The sequence below is a fragment of the Adlercreutzia sp. CNCM I-6215 genome (assembly GCF_977072315.1).
The window spans coordinates 68,525-86,262 of record NZ_CDRVMA010000007.1; the positions used below are offsets into that span (position 1 = coordinate 68,525).

The window sequence follows — 17,738 nt, forward strand, 5'->3', positions numbered from 1 at the left end:
ACGTGATCGATACGACGCGCGACAGCGCGGCGCCCTCCGTCTGCCTCATCACGATGGGGTGCGCGAAGAACGAGGTGGACTCGGCCGCCATGGCGCGGCGCTTGCGCGAAGCCGGCTTCTCCGTGACCGAAGAGGCGTCCAGCGCCGACGCCATCATCGTGAACACCTGCTCGTTCATCCAGGCTGCCACCGAGGAGAGCATCGATGCCATCTTCGAGGCCGCCTCCCTGCCCAAAGTGGATGAGGGCAGCGCCGTCCTCATCGTCGCCGGCTGTATGCCGGCCCGCTACGGGGACGACCTGGCCGCGGAGCTGACGGAGGCGTCGGCGTTTGTGCCCTGCAGTCGCGAGGACGATATCGCGGAAGTGGTGGCGCGCGCTTTGGGGATCTCCCTTCCCGTAGCGGCCGTTGGGGGCGAGCCGACGGAAGGGGAGGGCCGGGCGTTCGCCTACGTGAAGATATCCGACGGCTGCGACCGCTTCTGCTCCTATTGCACCATCCCCTACATTCGCGGGCGCTACCACAGCTTCCCGTACGAGCAGATCGCCGAGGACGTCGAGCGCGAGATCGCCTCCGGCGCCCGGGAGATCGTGCTCATCGCCCAGGACACCGGACGCTGGGGCGCCGACCTTCCCGACGGCCGCGACCTCGCGTGGCTCGTCGACACGCTGGCCGAGGCGCACCCCGACACGTGGTTCCGCATCATGTACCTGCAGCCCGAGGGCGCAACCGACGAGCTGCTCTCCGTCATGGCGGCCCGCGAGAACGTTTGCTCTTATCTGGACATTCCCCTGCAGCACGTGAGCAAACCGATCCTTCGGGCCATGAACCGCCGAGGGGATGCCGCAGCGTTTCGCGCCCTCATCGAGCGCATCGAGGCCGCGGTGCCCGACATCACCTTGCGCACAACGCTCATCGCGGGATTTCCCGGCGAAACCGACGAGCAGTTCGAGGAGCTCCTCGATTTCGTCTCCGAGGGGCTGTTCCATTACGTCGGCGTCTTTCCCTATTCCCGCGAGGAGGGCACCACCGCCTTCGACCTGCCGAACCAGATCGACGAGGACGAGAAGGCCGAGCGGGCCCAGGTGCTGCGCGACGCCGCCGATGCCGCCTGCGGGCCCCGCATCGCCGAGCGCATCGGGAAGGGGGCGATCGTGCTCGTCGAGGGAACCGAGGAGGACGGCCAGCGCTTCGGTCGCGCCCAATGCCAGGCGCCCGAAGTGGACGGCGTCACTTACGTGTCCCGCGGCGAGATCGGCGCGTTCGTTCCCTGCACCATTGCGGATACCCTGCTTTACGAAATGGAAGGCGAGTAGGCCATGACCACCATCCAGCCCACGGCTCCGGACAAGCTCTGGACGCCGGCGAACATCGTCACGCTCATCCGCATCTGCCTGGTGCCGGTCTTCGTGCTGGCGATCCTGAGCCCCTGGCCCGAATGGGTGGGCCTGCCGGGCATCACCATGGAGGCGAAGTGCGTCATCGCCGCCGGCATCTTCATTCTCATCTCCTGCACCGACTGGATCGACGGATATCTCGCCCGCAGCCGCGGGGAAGTGACCGACTTCGGGAAGTTCATGGATCCTCTGGCCGACAAGATCCTCGTCACGGCGGCGCTCATCGCCTTAGTGGAGCTGGCCGTGCTGCCCGGTTGGCCCGTGCTCATCATCCTTGCCCGCGAGTTCATCGTCTCGGGCATCCGCATGGTGGCGGCGAGCAAGGGCACGGTCATCGCCGCCAGCTGGTACGGCAAGGCCAAGACGGTGTTCCAGATCATCGCCATCGTGCTGTTCCTTCTCAAGGACTCGCTCACGTTCACCACGGCGGCCGGCGCCTTCACCAACCCCATGTTCGTGCTGTCCTGGACCGTCATGGTCATCGCGCTCATCCTGACGGTCATGTCCATGCTCGACTATCTCGTCAAAGCACGCCATCTGTTGAAGGGGAGCGCGGGGGCCAAAACCGCAAAGGCGGCCGCCCCTTCTGCGGCACCCACCGAGATCGCGGCGCTGCAGAAGGCCATCGACGAGCAGGCGCGCATCGTCGTCGAGAAAGCGACGGCAGCAGGGGCCACGGTGGCCACGGCCGAGAGCCTCACCGGCGGCCTCATCGCGGCCATGCTCACTTCCGTGCCTGGGTCGTCGGCCTCGGTGCGCGGCGGCATCGTGAGCTACGTGAACGAGGTGAAGGCCGAACTTCTCGGCGTTTCCGAGGACGTGCTCGCGCGACAGGGGGCCGTCGACGAGTTGGTGGCCCTGCAGATGGCCCGTGGCGCCCTGCGCGAGCTGGGCAGCGATGTCTCGGTGGCGGTCACGGGCATCGCCGGACCGACGGGCGCCGAGCCCGGCAAGCCGGTGGGCACGGTGTGGATCGGCTGCGCCACGGCCAAAAAGACCCATGCAGCATGCCATCATTTCGAAGGCGGCCGCGAGGCCGTGCGCCTGCAGACGGTGCTGATCGCCCTGCGCACGATGGAAGAGGCGCTCGCGAGCTTCTGACAGCGCCGCGGTTTTGGCGAGAGCGCACGGGCGCTCTGCGACGAGAGTGCGACAGCGGTACGGTCGGCGCGAGGACTCAAATGAGACATTCCCGCGTCATTGCTGCGGTCGCGTAGCGTTATGCTGTTTTCGCGCACAGAGGGAACTGGTTTTTGAGAATCACCTCTTGACGTGCATACGTTTGTTCGTATAATGATGAAAACAGGCCATTTGTTCGCCTGGCCCAGACAAGGAGAGGTCATGAACGAAGATAAAGAAAAGATGCTCAAACTCACCACCGATCAAATCGAGTCCAAATTCGGCAAGGGCTCTATCATGACCCTCGGCGAGGGGGGCGCCGATCTCAACATCGGGGTCATCCCCACGGGCGCTCTGCCGCTCGATGCCGCGCTCGGCATCGGAGGCGTGCCCCGCGGCCGCATCATCGAAATCTACGGTCCGGAGTCAAGCGGCAAGACAACGCTCGCCTTGCAGATTCTCGCGGAGGCCCAGGCGCTGGGCGGCATCGTCGCCTTCATCGATGCCGAGCACGCCCTCGATCCCGTTTACGCCGCGCGCATCGGGGTCGATATCGACGAGGTGCTCATCTCCCAGCCCGACACCGGCGAGCAGGCGCTGGAAATCTGCGATATGCTCGTGCGTTCGGGCGCTATCGACTGCGTCATCGTCGACTCTGTGGCGGCGCTCGTCCCCCGTGCCGAAATCGAGGGCGAGATGGGGGATACCACCGTGGGCCTTCAGGCTCGGCTCATGTCCCAGGCCCTGCGCAAGCTGGCCGGGTCGCTGTCGAAATCGAACACCACCTGCATCTTCATCAACCAGCTGCGCGAGAAGATCGGCGTCATGTTCGGCAACCCGGAGACGACCACCGGAGGACGCGCCCTGAAGTTCTTCTCCTCGGTTCGCATCGACATTCGCCGCATCGACTCTATCAAGCAGAACGGCGATGTGGTCGGCAATCGCGTGAGGGCGAAGGTGGTCAAGAACAAGGTGGCTCCTCCTTTCCGCCAAGCGGAGTTCGATCTCATGTACGGCGAGGGCATCTCTCGGGAAGGCTGCATCGTCGATATGGCCGTGGAATGCGGCGTGGCCAAGAAGTCCGGCGCCTGGTACACCTACGGCGAGGAGCGCCTGGGCCAGGGCCGCGAGGCGGCCAAGCAGACGCTCAAGGAGAACCCCGATCTGCGTGAGGAACTCGAGAACAAGGTCCGCGAGGCCTACGAGATCCCCGTCATCGAGCGTCCGGCCGAAAACGAATCGTTCACGCCGGCGCCCAAGAGCGGCAAGAAGAAGTAACGCATTGTGGCGTCCAAGGCCGACATACTCGCAGCGCTCAGGGCGGATATCGCCGCCCTGGAAGCCACTTCTTCCTCAGAGGAGCCGCACGCGCAAATCTCCGCTTTGCCGCATCCTGTCGAGGATGTTGCCGTCTGCGGCAAGGATACAGGGGCGTCTTGCGCGCAGGATCTCTCCCGCTCCTCTCGTGGAGAGGAGCGGGAGAACGCTCTGAGCAACGAGGAGGGGAAGACGGCCCGCGACGCGTACCAGAAGATCCTCCGATGGGCCGCGGTCCGCGAGCGGTCCACAGCCTATCTGCGCGAGCGCCTGCTGAAGGACGACTTTCCTGCGGCAGTGGTGGAAGAGGCCCTTCAGCGCGCCATGCGCGTACGGGCGGTGGACGATCGACGCTACGCCGACGCCCTCGTCCGCATGAAGCTTGCGGCCGGCCGGGGGCTTCGCGATGCCGAACGGGAGATCGAGGAGCTCGGCATCGACCCAGCCACCCTCGATTCCTGGGTCGAGCACGAGCGGAAGGGGAGGGACTTCGAAGTGGGCCGCGCTCTGGCCGCCCTACGGCGTCGGCCGCCTAAAGCCAAGCGCGCCCGAGAGGCCGCCTTCCGCCGTCTCGTATCCCAAGGATTTTCCACCGATGTCGCCGCTTCCGCGTCGCGCACGTGGTCCGAGGAGCAGGAGCGCAACCTGAAGTGCGATTCGATGAGCCATTCGTGACACAAACCCACTAGAGTCTGTCTAAAGCCGCGGCCTTACGCTATACTGTGAGCTGTGGCTTTAGAGCATACGTGCCCTTCTGGGCATTCAAGATAGAGAATTTCATATTCCTCGTATCTTCGCGCAGTTATGCTCATGCCCGGCCACGGGCATTTTTTATGACATGAAATGGGTATGAAAGCCCAGATGAAAGGAGGAAACAGCCATGGATCCCATCACGATCGTGCTTTTGATCGTCGCTATCGTCATCGGCCTGGTCCTCGGTTTCATCGTCAACCGACTCATTGCCAGCTCCTCATCCAAGAACGCTGCCCGCGAGGCCGCAAGCCTGGTCGAGGATGCCAAGAAGCAAGCCGAGACGCTCCGACGTGAAGCCGCCGTGGAAGCCAAGGACGAGGCCCTTCGCTACAAGCAGGAGATGGAGAAGGAGAACAAGGAGCGCATGCGCGAGGTGCGCTCTGCCGAGAACCGCATCGCCCAGCGCGAGGAATCCCTCGATCGCCGCGTCGAGTCGCTGGATGCCCGCGAGCACCAGCTCTCGTCTTTGCAGGGACAGGTCGAGCGCCGCGAGCGCGATGTCGAAGAGGCCGAGAATGCCATCGAGCGCCATCGCGAGGAGGCCCAGATCGAGATCAACCAGGCCCTCGAGCGCGCTGCGGGCATGAGCCCCCAGGAGGCCAAAGAGGAGCTGCTGGAGACTATCCACGACGAGGTCACCCGCGAATCGGCCGTCATCATTCGCGATGCCGAGACGCGTACCAAGGCCGAGGCGGACAAGAAGGCCCGCGAGATCTTGAGCCTCGCCATCCAGCGCGTGGCCGCCGACCACTCCGCCGAGAGCACGGTGTCCACCATCCATATCCCCTCCGACGATCTGAAGGGCCGCATCATCGGCCGCGAGGGCCGCAACATCCGCTCTTTCGAGCAGCTGACCGGCACGAACCTCATCATCGACGACACGCCGGAGTGCGTCACCATCTCCTGCTTCGACCCGGTGCGCCGCGAGATCGGCCGCGTCACCATGGAGAACCTCATCGCCGACGGGCGCATCCACCCCGCGCGCATCGAGGAGATGTACGACAAGGCCGTCAAGCTGGTGAACCAGCGGGTGCACGAGGCCGGCGAGCAGGCCACGTTCGATGCGGGCATCCACGATCTCCACCCGGAGCTCGTCAACACCCTGGGACGTTTGCGCTATCGCACCTCGTTCGGCCAGAACGTGCTGAACCATTCGCTCGAAGTGGCCTATCTGGCCTCGGTCATGGCCTCCGAGCTCGGGCTCGACCCCATTCCCGTCAAGCGAGCCGGCCTTTTGCACGACCTCGGCAAGGCCGTCGACCACGAGGTCGAGGGCAGCCACGCCGTCATCGGCGCCGATCTGGCCCGTCGCTTCGGCGAGCGCCCCGAGATCGTCCACGCCATCGAGGCCCATCACAACGATGTGGAGGCCAACTCCGTCGTCGATGTGCTCATTCAGGCCGCCGACGCCGTCTCCGCTGCCCGTCCCGGTGCCCGCAAGGAGACGCTGGACGCCTACGTGAAGCGCCTCGAGAAGCTCGAGGAGATCGCGAACTCGCACAAGGGCGTCGAGCGCACCTACGCCATCCAGGCAGGCCGCGAGGTTCGCGTCATGGTAGAGCCGGAAGTGGTGGACGAGGCCGAATCCGTCGTTTTGGCCCACGACATCGCCCAGCAGATCGAGAACGAGATGCAGTATCCGGGCCAGGTGAAAGTCGTCGTCATCCGCGAGAGCCGTGCGGTCGACTACGCCAAGTAGGCCATGGAAGGCGATACCCTCAGCGATTTCATAGACGATGTGTGCGGCGAGAGCCGTCTCCGGGTCGAGGATGACCTCGGAGACGGCTTCGTCCGCCTCCGGTCCTCCGAGGCCGAACGACGCCAGGCCGCCCAGGACATCCGCTCGAGCGAGGACGTTGTCATCGAGCTTCTGCGCAACGCCCGCGATGCCGGCGCCAGCCGCATCTTCCTCGCCACTCAGAAGACCGGCAACGAACGTCTGCTCACCGTCCTCGACGACGGACAGGGCATTCCCGCCGCGCAGCACGAGCGCATCTTCGAACCGCGCGTCACCTCGAAGCTCGATAGCGCGCATATGGACAAGTGGGGCATGCACGGGCGCGGCATGGCCCTTTACTCTATCTCCGTGAACGCCGAAGAAGCCCGGGTGCTGCAATCGGAGCCGGGGCTCGGCACCAGCCTCACGGTCGCCACCGACACCGAAAGCCTCGCCGAGAAGGCGGATCAGTCGACGTTTCCCCGTTTCGAGCAGGAGCCTTCCGGTTCGTGGGCGATGCGCGGCCCCAAGAACATCGTGCGCACGGCCGCGGAATTCGCCTTGGAGCACCGCGGCGACCTCTCCGTGTATCTCGGCACCCCGGTGGAGGTGGCAGCGACGCTGTACCAACTGGGCCTCGCCTCGCTCTCCCCGGCCGTGCGCGCCTTCGGGGGCGACGGCACGGGAATCCCCCTCGTCAAGCGCCTCGCCCTGGCCGCCGGCCCCGATGACCTCGCGGACCGCTGCGAGGCCCTGGGGCTGCCGCTCTCCGAGCGCTCGGCCCGACGCATTCTCGACGGGGCCATCGCTGCGCTCGACCCCTTAACCGAGCGTTTGGCCGCCGAATCGTTCCCGCGGCAGGCCCATCGCCCATCCGAGCGCCGGCGAAATTCTAAGAACGCCCGCTCCCTGCGTCTGGCTCCCGAGGACATCGATGCGCTGAAGCGCGGCATCGGCCGGCTCATGGAGCCCGTGGCGGAAACGTATTATCTGGAAGCGGTGGGCGAGGCGGAGGTCATCGTGGGCCAGGAAGCCATCCGCATCACCGTTCCCATCCGCACGTCGCTCTAAGGAAGCGCGCGGTTGCGCCACTCGGGTGCAACAGGTAGAATATTCGGGCTGAAGGCGCCACGGGCGCCCGCTAAACGAACCACATCCAGAGAAGAACCGCACCACAAACGACAAGGACCAGCTGTGTCTACCACTGAAACCAAGCCCTCCATCGGGTGCCTCAAAGTATCCTCCAAATCGTCTCCCGCCTCCGTTGCCGGCGCCATCGCCGGCATGATCAAAGACGGGGCGTCGGTGGAGATTCAAGCCGTGGGGGCCGGTGCGGTGAACCAGGCTGTGAAAGCCGTGGCCATCTCCCGCGGGTTCCTCTCGCCGGTGGGCATCGAGATCTGCTGCATCCCCTCCTTCGCGGACATCGTCATCGACGGCGAGTACCGCACGGCCATCCGCTTCGCCGTCGAGCCGCGGGGCGCCGCCGCGATCGCCCCCATCGTCGATGCGGCCGCGGTCCATTAGAGGGTTTTGCTATGAGCAACGTCTTCGAGGGAACTCGTTTCTGCATCCACACCTTCGGCTGCCAGATGAACAAGCACGATTCCGAGCGGGTCGCCGGCATGCTGGAGGGCCTGGGCTCGCTGCCCGTCGAAACCATCGAGGAGGCGGACATCGTCGTGTTCATGACGTGCTGCGTCCGCGAGGCTGCCGACACGAGGCTCTACGGGCAGGTCGCCTCCATGAAGAACATCCCCTTGCGCGACGGCACGCCCCTCGACAAGCGCTACATCGCCGTAGGCGGCTGCATCGGCCAGCGCGACGGCGACAAGCTGCTTGCGGCGCTTCCCCATCTCGATGTGGTTTTCGGCACTCACAATCTGGGCTCTTTGCCGGGGCTTCTCCGACGCGCCATCGAGCAGCACGGCCGCGCCGCCGAAGTGATTGAGGGGGGAGCGGAGTTCTCCTCCGCCCTGCCCACGGTGCGCGAGCACGACTGGGCGGCGTGGCTGCCCATCACCGTGGGATGCAACAATTTCTGCTCCTACTGCATCGTGCCCTACGTCCGCGGGCGCGAGAAGTCGCGGCCCCTGGACGACATCGCCGCCGAGGCGCGCTCCTATGCGGAAGCGGGCGTCAAGGAGATCACGCTGCTGGGGCAGAACGTGAACTCCTACGGGCGCGACCTCTACGGCGAGCCGCGGTTCGCGGATGTCCTTCGGGCCGTGGACGCCGCGGGCATCGAGCGGCTCCGCTTCGCGACGAGTCACCCGAAGGATCTCACCGACGAGGTCATCGGGCTGTTCGCCACGCTGCCCTCGCTCATGCCGGCGCTGCACCTTCCCGTGCAGTCGGGCTCGAACCGCATCCTCTCGGCCATGAACCGCCGCTACACCCGCGAGCACTACCTCGGCCTTATCGAGAAGCTTCGCCGCGCCCGTCCCGACATCGCCCTGTCCACGGACATCATCGTGGGATTTCCCGGCGAGACCGAAGAGAACTTCATGGACACCTATCGCCTCGTGGAGGAAGTCGGCTACAGCCAGGTGTTCACGTTCATTTACTCCAAGCGCGAGGGGACCCCTGCTGCGGAGATGGACGACGACACGCCCCGCGAGGTCATCCAGGAGCGCTTCGACCGGCTCGTGGATCTCGTCCAACGCAAGGCCTTCGAGGCGAACCAGGCAGAGCTCGGCGCCACGGTGCCCGTGCTGGTCGAGGGCACGTCCAAGCGCGACGATTCCATCTTGGCCGGCAAGAGCCCGAAGAACCAGACCGTTCACGCGCCGGTGCCCGCTGGTGCGGACGCGACGTCTTTGGTGGGGCGCATCGTGCCCGTGACCATCGAGGAAGCCCGCACCTGGTATCTCTCGGGCACGATCGTCCATGCTTGAGCTTTCCGCACCCGTCATCGCCATCGTGGGGCCCACGGCCTCGGGCAAGACCGACGCGGCCCAGATCGTCGCCGAGCGCCTCGGCGGGGAAGTGGTGAGCGCCGATTCCATGCAGATCTACCGGGGCATGGACATCGGCACGGGCAAGCTTCCCGCATCTGAGCGCCGCGTGCCCCATCACGGCTTCGATCTCGTTGATCCCGGCGAGCCCTACTCGGCGGCCCTGTTCCAGGCGTTCGCCCGGCACTGCATTCGCGATATTGACGCCCGCGGCAAGAGAGCGGTGCTCTGCGGCGGCACCGGCCAGTACGTGCAGGCGACCATCGACGACTTCGCCTTCCCCAAGGGCGACCAGGTGGAAAACCCCGTCCGCGAACGCTGGACCGCCTATGCGGAGGAACACGGCAACCAGGCCCTGTGGGAGGCGCTGGAGGCGCGCGATCCCGCAAGCGCCGCCGTCATCCACCCCAACAACGTGCGGCGCGTCGTGCGTGCCTTCGAGCTTTTGGAGGAGGGTGCCAGCTACGCCGAGCAGAAACAGCGGCTCGCCACCGTGGCGCCCTTCGTTCCAGCCGTGCAATTCGGGCTGGCCGTGGAGCCGGCTATCCTGAACGAGCGCATCGACGCCCGGGTCGATGCCATGGTGGCCGCAGGGCTCGTCGACGAGGTGCGGGGCCTGCTGGCCGCCGGATTCCGCGACGGCGTCACGGCGCCCCAGGCCATCGGATACAAGGAGATCGTCGAGGCGCTGGATGGGAACATCACGCTAGAGGAGGCCGTGCAGGCCATCAAGACGGCCACGCGCCGCTACGGCAAGCGCCAGCGTACGTGGTTCCGCCGCGATAAGCGCATCCGCTGGGTGAACGCCGATGTCGGCGATGCCGAAGCCGTGGCCGCCGAGATTCTTTCCCAGTTGGAAACATTGGACGCCTACCATGGTTGAAGCGGCCCTTCCGGGTCGTCGAGGAGAGCTTCCGCCCCCTCAATTGCCGCCTAAAAGGAGCGTCCCATGGAGTTGTCCTTCGCCAAATTGCACGGTCTCGGGAACGATTTCGTCTTCATCGACGATCGCGACTGCGCTCTTGATCTGACCGACGAGCAGGTGTCGTATCTGTGCGACCGCCACTTCGGCATCGGCGCCGACGGCGTCATCCTCGTGCGGCCGGCTCTCTCGGAAGAGGGAGACGGCTACATGCACTACATCAACGCCGACGGCACCTTGGCCCAAATGTGCGGCAACGGCGTGCGCTGCTTCGCCAAGTACCTCGTCGATCGCGAGCTGGCGGACGTTGCCTCGGGCAGCCTTGTGGCCGACACCCTGGCCGGCCCGCGCCCTATCGCCTTTTCCGTGGATGCGGAGGGGAAGATGACCGAGGCGACCGTGAACATGGGCGCGCCCATCTTGGATCCCGTGCTCGTGCCCGTCGATGCCGCGCCGGACTCCCGCGCGACCGATGGTGCGCCCTATGTGGGGCATCTGCGCCTCGATTCGCCGTGGGGAACCTTCGAATTCGTGTGCGTCTCCATGGGAAACCCCCACGCCGTCTGCCTCGTGGACGATTGGGCGGCATTGCCCGACGAGCTGTTCCCCGCTGGTGCTGAGAAATCCCTCTCGACCCTGCGCATCGATCTTCCCGGCCCCTTCTTCGAGACGCATCCCGTATTTCCCGAGAAAACCAACGTCGAGTTCGCCTCCGTCACCGATGAGGGCATCGCCATGCGCGTATGGGAGAGGGGCTGCGGCGAGACCTTGGCCTGTGGCACCGGCGCCTGCGCCACCAACACGGCCGCCTGCCTCACCGGTCGGGCCGGCAGGGAGAACGATCTCCTGTTGAGCGGCGGCCTACTGCACATCTGCTGGAACGAGGATGGCACGATATCCATGACGGGACCGGCAACGGAGAGCTTCTCGGGAACCATTGTGCTGCCGTGAGCTTCTCCGGCGCTGCTGTTGTGCTATGATAGCCCCCGTTTCACCGGCGCAACGCCGCGCCACGATTAAGGAGTGATGCTCATGCGCCTGTAACGACCACTTGCACCGCCTTCCCCTCATGGGATCCGTCGTTACTTGAAGCAAAGGAGCATGCTATGACCGAATACGAATCCGTCATCCAAAAGGGTCCGGCCACCAAGGCCGAGGAGCGCCGCGAGCGCGCCGTTCTCGTGGGCGTCGAGCGCCCGGGGCTGCCGTGGCCCTTGGAATCTTCCCTGGCCGAACTGGAACGTCTGGCCGATACGGCCGGAGCCGATGTGGTGGCCACGACGACCCAGCGCTTGGACGCGCCCAACCCGCGCACCTTCGTCGGCACGGGCAAGGCCGACGAAATCGCCGAGCTGGCACGGTCGCACGAGGCCGACCTCGTCATCTTCGACGATGAGCTGACACCTTCCCAGCAGGCCAATCTGGAGAAGGTCATGGACAAGTCCGTGAAGGTCATCGACCGTACGGCCCTCATTCTGGACATCTTCGCCCTGCACGCCACCTCCAAGGAGGGGCGTCTGCAGGTGCGTCTCGCCCAGAACCAGTACTTGTACCCGCGCCTGCGCGGCATGTGGGCCCACCTCGCTTCGAACCGCATGGGAGGCGGCGTGGGATCCCGCTTCGGTGAGGGCGAAAGCCAGCTGGAGGTGGACCGCCGCATGGTGCGCAAGCGCATCACGAGCATTCGCCGCGAGCTTGAGCGTCTGTCCGACGTGCGCTCGTTGCAGCGTGAGAGCCGGTACGGCAGCGGCATGTTCAAAGTGGCACTGGCCGGTTATACCAATGCCGGGAAAAGCTCGCTCATCAACCGGCTCACCGGAGCCGACGTGCTCAGCTACGACAAGCTCTTCGCCACGCTGGACTCCACCACCCGCAAGTTCGAACTGCCCGAGGGCCGCGAGGTCACCGTCACCGACACCGTCGGCTTCATCCAGAAGCTGCCCACCACCCTGGTCGAGGCCTTCAAGTCGACGCTCGACGAAATCACCGGAGCCGACCTCATCCTGCACGTGATCGACGCCTCCTCGCCGGAGTTCGAGGGGCAGATCGAGGCCGTGTGCGAGGTGCTCGACCAGATAGGGGCCCAGAGCATTCCCACGATCGCCACTTTCAACAAATGCGATCTGCTGGACGCCGAGACGCTGGCCGGCCTTAAAAGGCGTTATCCGAGCGCCCGGTTCGTGTCCGCCCGCTCTGGAGAGGGCATAGAGGAACTCGTGGGCGCCATCGCCCAGGCCGCCTCGTCCGCCGACGCCAAGCTGGACGTGCTCGTGCCGTACCAACGGGGGGATTTGGTATCGCTGGCCCACGAGCGCTGCCACATCATCTCCGAGAGCCACGAGGCCACGGGCACGCGCCTGCAGCTGCTCGCGGCCCCTGCCTTCGTCAGCGCGTTCTCCCCTTACCTTGTCTCGGACGTCGACGCTTGAGGAAACCACCGCTCCAGAAACGAAAGAGCGCCCCTGCTCCGGATCCTCGCATCCGGAGCAGGGGCGCTCTTGATTGACCGAAAGGGGAGGACTCGCGGCCTATCGGCGCGGCGAAGGCGCTACAGGCGCCGAAACACGGCCACCACCTTGCCGGCAATGGAGCAGTCCGTGGTGATGATGGGATCCATCGTCGAGTTCTCCGGTTGCAGGCGGATATGGTCGGCCTCGCGGAAGAAGCGCTTGACGGTGGCGCCGTCGTCGATGATGGCCACGACGATATCGCCGTTGTTGGCCACCGGCTGCTCCTTCACAACCACGTAGTCGCCATCGTTGATGCCGGCCTCGATCATGGACTCGCCGCGCACCGAGAGCATGAAGGAGGGGGCATCGCCGACGATATCGGTGGGCAGCGTGATGGTGTCGGTGATGTTCTCCTCGGCGAGAATAGGGGAGCCGGCAGCCACGTTGCCCACCAAGGGCACATTGACGAGCTTGCTGTAGGCGGCCGCGAAAGCCGTGACAGGGGAGGGAACCTCCTCGATGGGATAGGTAAGCGCGATGGAGCGGGATTTAAGGGGGTCGCGCTTGATGAAGCCCTTGTCTTCAAGTGCCTTCAAATGGACATGGACGGTGGAAGGGGAGGAGAGCCCCAAACTCTGGCACACCTCGCGCACCGTAGGACCGTAGCCCTTCTCGCGAATGCACGCTTCGATGCAGTCGAGAACCGCCTGTTGCCGCTTGGTCACTTTCTGGGTCATAGCGCATCCTTTCACAAAAGCGTACATTTGTTTGAAAAATCTCTTGACGTGAACCTTTGTTCGCTCTATTATAACTGCGAACAAAGGTTCTACGCAAGAGGTCAGGAGTAAAAAATGGCACGCATCGAATTTTCCATAGCCTTCACGCTCAGCACCATCGCGTCATTCCTCATCTTCTTCGCCTAGAGCGTCGAGGGCGGGTGTCGTGAAGGTAGCAATGTTTTGAAGAGGGGAGCGCGCTAGGTCTGATAGGGTATGATAAGCAATCAACTTATCAAAGTGAGAAGGAGAACCTATGCGCTGTCCTTCCTGTGGCTACCAGGAATCGAAAGTCGTCGACTCGCGATCGGCCGACGACGGCGCCTCTATCCGGCGCCGTCGCGAATGCCTGCAGTGCGGCACGCGATTCACCACCTACGAGCGGCTCGCCGAAAATCCCATTCTCGTCATCAAGGCCGACGGTTCATCGGAGGTCTTCAACCGCGAGAAGCTCATGCGAGGATTGCTCATCGCCTGCGCGAAACGTCCCATCACGCCCGAGAAGATCGACGGACTCATCACGAGCATCGAGGCGGAATTGCGATCGAGTCAGCGCAACGAGATCAAATCGCGCGATTTGGGCGATTTGGTACTGGCCCGTCTGGCCACTCTGGATGACGTTGCCTATATTCGCTTCGCCAGCGTCTACAAGGATTTCCAGAATGTGGAGGAGTTCTCCGAGGCCCTGAAAGAGCTGGGCTGATCCATGGACGTTCTTTTCAAGCAGCTCGACGAGACCCTGGAAGCGCCCGCCTACGCCCGTCCGGGCGATGCGGGTCTCGATTTGCGCGCCGCCGAGGGCGGCACGCTTTTGCCCTTCGAGCGGGCACTCGTGCCCTGCGGTATCGCCTTGGCCGTTCCCGAGGGCTATGCGGGGCTCATCATTCCCCGAAGCGGCCTGGCGGCACGACAGGGCATCTCCATCGTGAACGCCCCGGGCCTCATAGACAGCGGCTACCGGGGGGAGATCAAGGTGCCGCTCATCAATCTCGATCCAACGGAGGTGTTCAATTACGAAAAGGGCGAGCGCATCGCCCAACTCGTGATCATCGCTACCCCCACCATTACTTTACATAACACTTATGAGCTTCCCGAGAGCTCGCGCGGAGCGCAGGGCTTCGGAAGCAGCGGCCTTTCCTAGAAAGAGTGTCCTTTATGACCGATCACCGCGATTCGAAACCCGAAGAAACGCCCGAGCCCCAGCAGCTGGGAGCTCCGGAGACGACTCCCGAAAATCCCCAGCGACCCGAGCCGTCGACGGAGCCCTCGCAGGATCAGAGACGGGCGCTCATCGACGCCGACCTGAAATCCGCCCGCACGCTCTCGACGGTAGCCGCCATTGCAGGTCCAGTCTCCTTCATCATCGGCGGCGTGATGCTGAGCACGGTGGGCCTCGTCTGCGCCATTGTCGGCTTCGTTAAGATCAAGCACGTGATAGACGATGTCGATGGTCGCCAGAAGGTCTATGCCGCCACGGTACGCCAGACGCTTATCTGGGGTCTCGCCATCAGCGCCATTGCGCTCATCGTCAACATCGTCGGCATCGCGCTCATGATGCCCGTGCTCATGGAGGCCATGCAAACGGGAGACTTCACCTCGATCCTCGGCGAGGGCGCCACCATCACCGCGCAGCCATCCGGCGGCAGCGGCAATGCCTGGGGCTAAACACCTTCCATATATGGTAAAATGTTTCAAGTTGGAGGGCTTCTGAAAAGATTGACAAGAAAGGCTGATAATATGGATTATGTAAAATCGAAATCACGATCAACTATACAGGGTTTTCTAGTGGTTCTCGCTGCTCTTTTGACGCTTTCCATTGGAATGGTCGGGTTGGCCGGTTGCTCGGGCGGCACGAGCGATGAAGACGCCATCCGCGCATCGCTCGCGTCCGAACTGGACAGCATCAAAAACATCGACGACGCGTTCGTCAACGAGTTCTCCGAGTCCATCGACATGAGCCAGCTTTCGGTCTACGGCATCGACGGCGTCGAGTTCATGAAGTCCTACCTGAGCGGCTTCGATTACGCGATCGACTCGATCAATGTCGACGGCGACAGCGCCACGGCCCAGATCACCCTTACTTGCAAGAGCTATACCGGCTACCTGCAGGCGCTGCAGACGGCCGTGGACGAGGTCACCGCCGATCCCGATGCTCTTGCCGCTCTCTCCAACGACGAGATCAACCAGAAGATCGGCGAGATCGTCATCGGCTCCCTCGACGGCGTCGAGCTGGCGGCCACCCAGCCCATCACCATCACCTACACCAAGGTCGACGGAACCTGGGAGCCGGCCTCGTCCACCTCGGGCGACATCGCGGCCGCGCTGATGACCAACTAAACGCGCCGTCAACGCGCAAACCCTTTGAAGGGCGCTCCATTGGGGCGCCCTTCTTCTATAATGCCAGGTAATCGACAATGCTTCTCGCGACGAAAAGAGAAATCGAACATGGGTTCCCATACAAAAACGAACAGCGGGGGAGCGACGACTCCCCTCTCCCCTCGCCTCGCTCTTCAACTGGCCGCGCCCCATACCTGGCCGGCGGCCATCATGCCCGTGCTCGTGGCCGCCGCCTGCGCCTTGGCCAACACCGGGTCGCTGGACGTGGCCATGGCGTGGCTTCTGCTCCTCATCTGCATCCTCATGCAGGCGTCCGTGAACACCTTCAACGACTACTTCGACTTCATCAAGGGAACCGATACAGCCGAGGACAACGTGGAGGCCTCAGACTCGGTGCTCGTCTACAACGACGTCAATCCGCGCTCGGCCCTCGGGCTGGCCATCGGCTTTCTGACCGTGGCCTTCCTGCTCGGCCTGTACGTTATTTGGAAAGCGGGTCCTGTCCCCCTCGTCATCGCGCTTATCGGAGCCGTCATCGTCGTGATGTACTCCGGAGGCAAGACGCCTCTCTCCTACCTTCCCGTCGGCGAGGCGGTGAGCGGCATCGTTATGGGCGGTCTTATTCCGCTGGCAAGCTACCAGGTACTCTCGGGCACGTTCACGTTCATGGCGCTCCTTTGGGCCACGCCCACGATCATCGGCGTGGGCCTCATCATGATGACGAACAACACCTGCGATATCGAAAAGGACATCGAGGCCTCCCGCCGCACGCTGCCGGTGCTGCTGGGCCGCGAAAGGGCGCGCGCCCTCTACCATGCCCTCATGGTCGTTTGGGTTCTCGCCATCCTCGCCATCGTCGCCATCTGGTTCCCCCGGGGCATCGTCGTGCTCCCCTTCTTGGCGCTCGGCTGCTACCCCCTCATGATGGGCCTGTGGAAAAATCCGCTCGCGGCGCCCACGCGTATCGGCGCCATGGGCCAGATCTGCAGCGTGAACGTGGCTCTGGGCGCATTCTACGCCGCCGCCCTCCTGCTTTAGGAGCGCCAGGGAATCTGCACGAGATCGGGCAGTCCGTCGCGAAAACCCTCCAGCGAGAAGTCCTTCAGCAGCTCTTCCGGCGTCGTCGGCGCCTCTTCGGGAACAAGTCCCGCCACCGCCGCGATATGTCCGATGACGGCTCGCGGACTTCCGAACCGGGCCAGCAGCTCGTCTAAGGCCGCGTCCCGATCGCGTTTCGAGAGGCGCCGGTTCTGCTCGGCCACAAGCAGCGGAACGTGCGCATAGGCGGGGTGCGGCAGCCCGAGAAGATCCTGGAGGTAGCGCTGCTGCGGCGTGGAGCAAAGCAGATCGACGCCGCGCACGACCGAATTGACGCCCTGGGCGGCATCGTCCACCACCACTGCCAGCTGATAGGCGAACGCGCCGTCGGAGCGGCGTATGAGGAAGTCGCCGCAGTCGCGGTCGAGCTTTTGCGCGTAGGTTCCCTGAACGAGGTCTTCGAAGGCGATCGTGCGGCTGTCCACGGCAACTCTCCAGCCCGGCGTGCGTCCCGCTGCCCAGCGCGCCTCCACCTCCGCGTCCGACAGATGGCGGCAGGTGCCGGCATAGACGAGCTTCTCGCCCCGGTGGGGCGCCGAGGCGGCGTGAAGGTCGGCCCGCGTGCAGAAGCACGGGTACAAAAGCCCCCGGGCTTCAAGGCGCCCGAATGCCTCGGCATAGGCCTCGTCGCGATCATGCTGGAAGTACGGCCCCTCGTCCCAGAAGAGTCCCAGGGTCTCGAAATCACGCTGGATCTGGTCGATGTAGACGCCCTTCGAGCGCTCGCGGTCGAGATCCTCGATACGCAGTACCATGTGCCCGCCCTGGGACTTCGCCACGAGCCATGCGATGAGCGCTGCGTAGATGTTGCCCGCGTGCATGCGCCCGGTCGGCGACGGCGCGAAGCGGCCGACAACGGGTGTCGCCTCTGTCGCTCCGCTTTCCGTCATAGCCA

General features: G+C 64.3%; 18 protein-coding genes. 16 read left to right on the forward strand and 2 right to left on the reverse strand.

What is annotated here, in order from left to right:
* Positions 1 to 5 precede the first annotated feature (5 nt).
* The 11 genes from rimO to hflX all read left to right on the forward strand — a co-directional run bounded on the left by rimO (position 6) and on the right by hflX (position 12,611).
* Positions 6 to 1,316: a 30S ribosomal protein S12 methylthiotransferase RimO gene (gene rimO / locus ACW4LP_RS06875; RefSeq protein ID WP_455803663.1), complete on the forward strand. Its 1,311-nt coding sequence runs from the start codon at positions 6 to 8 to the stop codon at positions 1,314 to 1,316.
* A gap of 3 nt (positions 1,317 to 1,319) precedes the next feature.
* Complete coding sequence (gene pgsA / locus ACW4LP_RS06880; RefSeq protein WP_157011620.1) at positions 1,320 to 2,498, forward strand: CDP-diacylglycerol--glycerol-3-phosphate 3-phosphatidyltransferase; 1,179 nt, start codon at positions 1,320 to 1,322, stop codon at positions 2,496 to 2,498.
* A 240-nt stretch (positions 2,499 to 2,738) separates the two neighbouring features.
* A complete protein-coding gene (recA, locus tag ACW4LP_RS06885; protein WP_022739919.1) occupies positions 2,739 to 3,794 on the forward strand; it encodes a recombinase RecA in 1,056 nt (351 codons plus the stop codon).
* 6 nt (positions 3,795 to 3,800) lie between these two features.
* Positions 3,801 to 4,508, forward strand: a complete 708-nt coding sequence (locus ACW4LP_RS06890; protein ID WP_455803643.1) for a regulatory protein RecX — start codon at positions 3,801 to 3,803, stop codon at positions 4,506 to 4,508.
* Between the two features lie 205 nt (positions 4,509 to 4,713).
* Positions 4,714 to 6,285 (forward strand): ribonuclease Y, encoded by a 1,572-nt coding sequence (rny, locus tag ACW4LP_RS06895; RefSeq protein ID WP_114539060.1) that lies wholly within the window; start codon positions 4,714 to 4,716, stop codon positions 6,283 to 6,285.
* A 3-nt stretch (positions 6,286 to 6,288) separates the two neighbouring features.
* Positions 6,289 to 7,374, forward strand: coding sequence for an ATP-binding protein (locus ACW4LP_RS06900; protein WP_157011616.1), 1,086 nt, complete (start codon positions 6,289 to 6,291; stop codon positions 7,372 to 7,374).
* A 123-nt stretch (positions 7,375 to 7,497) separates the two neighbouring features.
* Positions 7,498 to 7,830 (forward strand): stage V sporulation protein S, encoded by a 333-nt coding sequence (locus tag ACW4LP_RS06905; RefSeq protein WP_022739915.1) that lies wholly within the window; start codon positions 7,498 to 7,500, stop codon positions 7,828 to 7,830.
* 11 nt (positions 7,831 to 7,841) lie between these two features.
* On the forward strand, positions 7,842 to 9,200 hold the full coding sequence (gene miaB, locus ACW4LP_RS06910) for a tRNA (N6-isopentenyl adenosine(37)-C2)-methylthiotransferase MiaB (protein WP_157011614.1): 1,359 nt from the start codon (positions 7,842 to 7,844) through the stop codon (positions 9,198 to 9,200).
* The gene (miaA, locus tag ACW4LP_RS06915; protein ID WP_227069523.1) at positions 9,193 to 10,143 is read left to right on the forward strand and encodes a tRNA (adenosine(37)-N6)-dimethylallyltransferase MiaA; all 951 of its coding nucleotides are present in this window, start codon (positions 9,193 to 9,195) and stop codon (positions 10,141 to 10,143) included. The genes miaB and miaA overlap by 8 nt, the downstream gene beginning before the upstream one ends.
* Positions 10,144 to 10,209: 66 nt before the next feature.
* Positions 10,210 to 11,133: a diaminopimelate epimerase gene (dapF, locus tag ACW4LP_RS06920; protein ID WP_157011611.1), complete on the forward strand. Its 924-nt coding sequence runs from the start codon at positions 10,210 to 10,212 to the stop codon at positions 11,131 to 11,133.
* 155 nt (positions 11,134 to 11,288) lie between these two features.
* Complete coding sequence (hflX, locus tag ACW4LP_RS06925) at positions 11,289 to 12,611, forward strand: GTPase HflX (RefSeq protein ID WP_157011609.1); 1,323 nt, start codon at positions 11,289 to 11,291, stop codon at positions 12,609 to 12,611.
* Between the two features lie 119 nt (positions 12,612 to 12,730).
* Here hflX and lexA read toward each other — a convergent pair whose 3' ends face one another.
* Positions 12,731 to 13,369, reverse strand: a complete 639-nt coding sequence (gene lexA, locus ACW4LP_RS06930; protein WP_022739910.1) for a transcriptional repressor LexA — start codon at positions 13,367 to 13,369, stop codon at positions 12,731 to 12,733.
* A 295-nt stretch (positions 13,370 to 13,664) separates the two neighbouring features.
* Here lexA and nrdR point away from each other — a divergent pair, with 295 nt between their 5' ends.
* The 5 genes from nrdR to ACW4LP_RS06955 all read left to right on the forward strand — a co-directional run bounded on the left by nrdR (position 13,665) and on the right by ACW4LP_RS06955 (position 16,783).
* Positions 13,665 to 14,111, forward strand: a complete 447-nt coding sequence (gene nrdR / locus ACW4LP_RS06935) for a transcriptional regulator NrdR (RefSeq protein ID WP_114539067.1) — start codon at positions 13,665 to 13,667, stop codon at positions 14,109 to 14,111.
* 3 nt (positions 14,112 to 14,114) lie between these two features.
* Entirely contained in the window at positions 14,115 to 14,549 is a 435-nt protein-coding gene (gene dut / locus ACW4LP_RS06940; protein WP_157011607.1) for a dUTP diphosphatase, read from the forward strand.
* A 14-nt stretch (positions 14,550 to 14,563) separates the two neighbouring features.
* The gene (locus tag ACW4LP_RS06945; RefSeq protein ID WP_114548354.1) at positions 14,564 to 15,073 is read left to right on the forward strand and encodes a hypothetical protein; all 510 of its coding nucleotides are present in this window, start codon (positions 14,564 to 14,566) and stop codon (positions 15,071 to 15,073) included.
* 120 nt (positions 15,074 to 15,193) lie between these two features.
* Positions 15,194 to 15,745, forward strand: coding sequence for a hypothetical protein (locus tag ACW4LP_RS06950; protein ID WP_147270627.1), 552 nt, complete (start codon positions 15,194 to 15,196; stop codon positions 15,743 to 15,745).
* Positions 15,746 to 15,853: 108 nt separating this feature from the next.
* A complete protein-coding gene (locus tag ACW4LP_RS06955; protein WP_455803644.1) occupies positions 15,854 to 16,783 on the forward strand; it encodes a UbiA family prenyltransferase in 930 nt (309 codons plus the stop codon).
* Here the strand turns inward: ACW4LP_RS06955 and gluQRS are convergent.
* Positions 16,780 to 17,733, reverse strand: coding sequence for a tRNA glutamyl-Q(34) synthetase GluQRS (gluQRS, locus tag ACW4LP_RS06960; protein ID WP_455803645.1), 954 nt, complete (start codon positions 17,731 to 17,733; stop codon positions 16,780 to 16,782). The genes ACW4LP_RS06955 and gluQRS overlap by 4 nt on opposite strands.
* Positions 17,734 to 17,738: the final 5 nt, after the last annotated feature.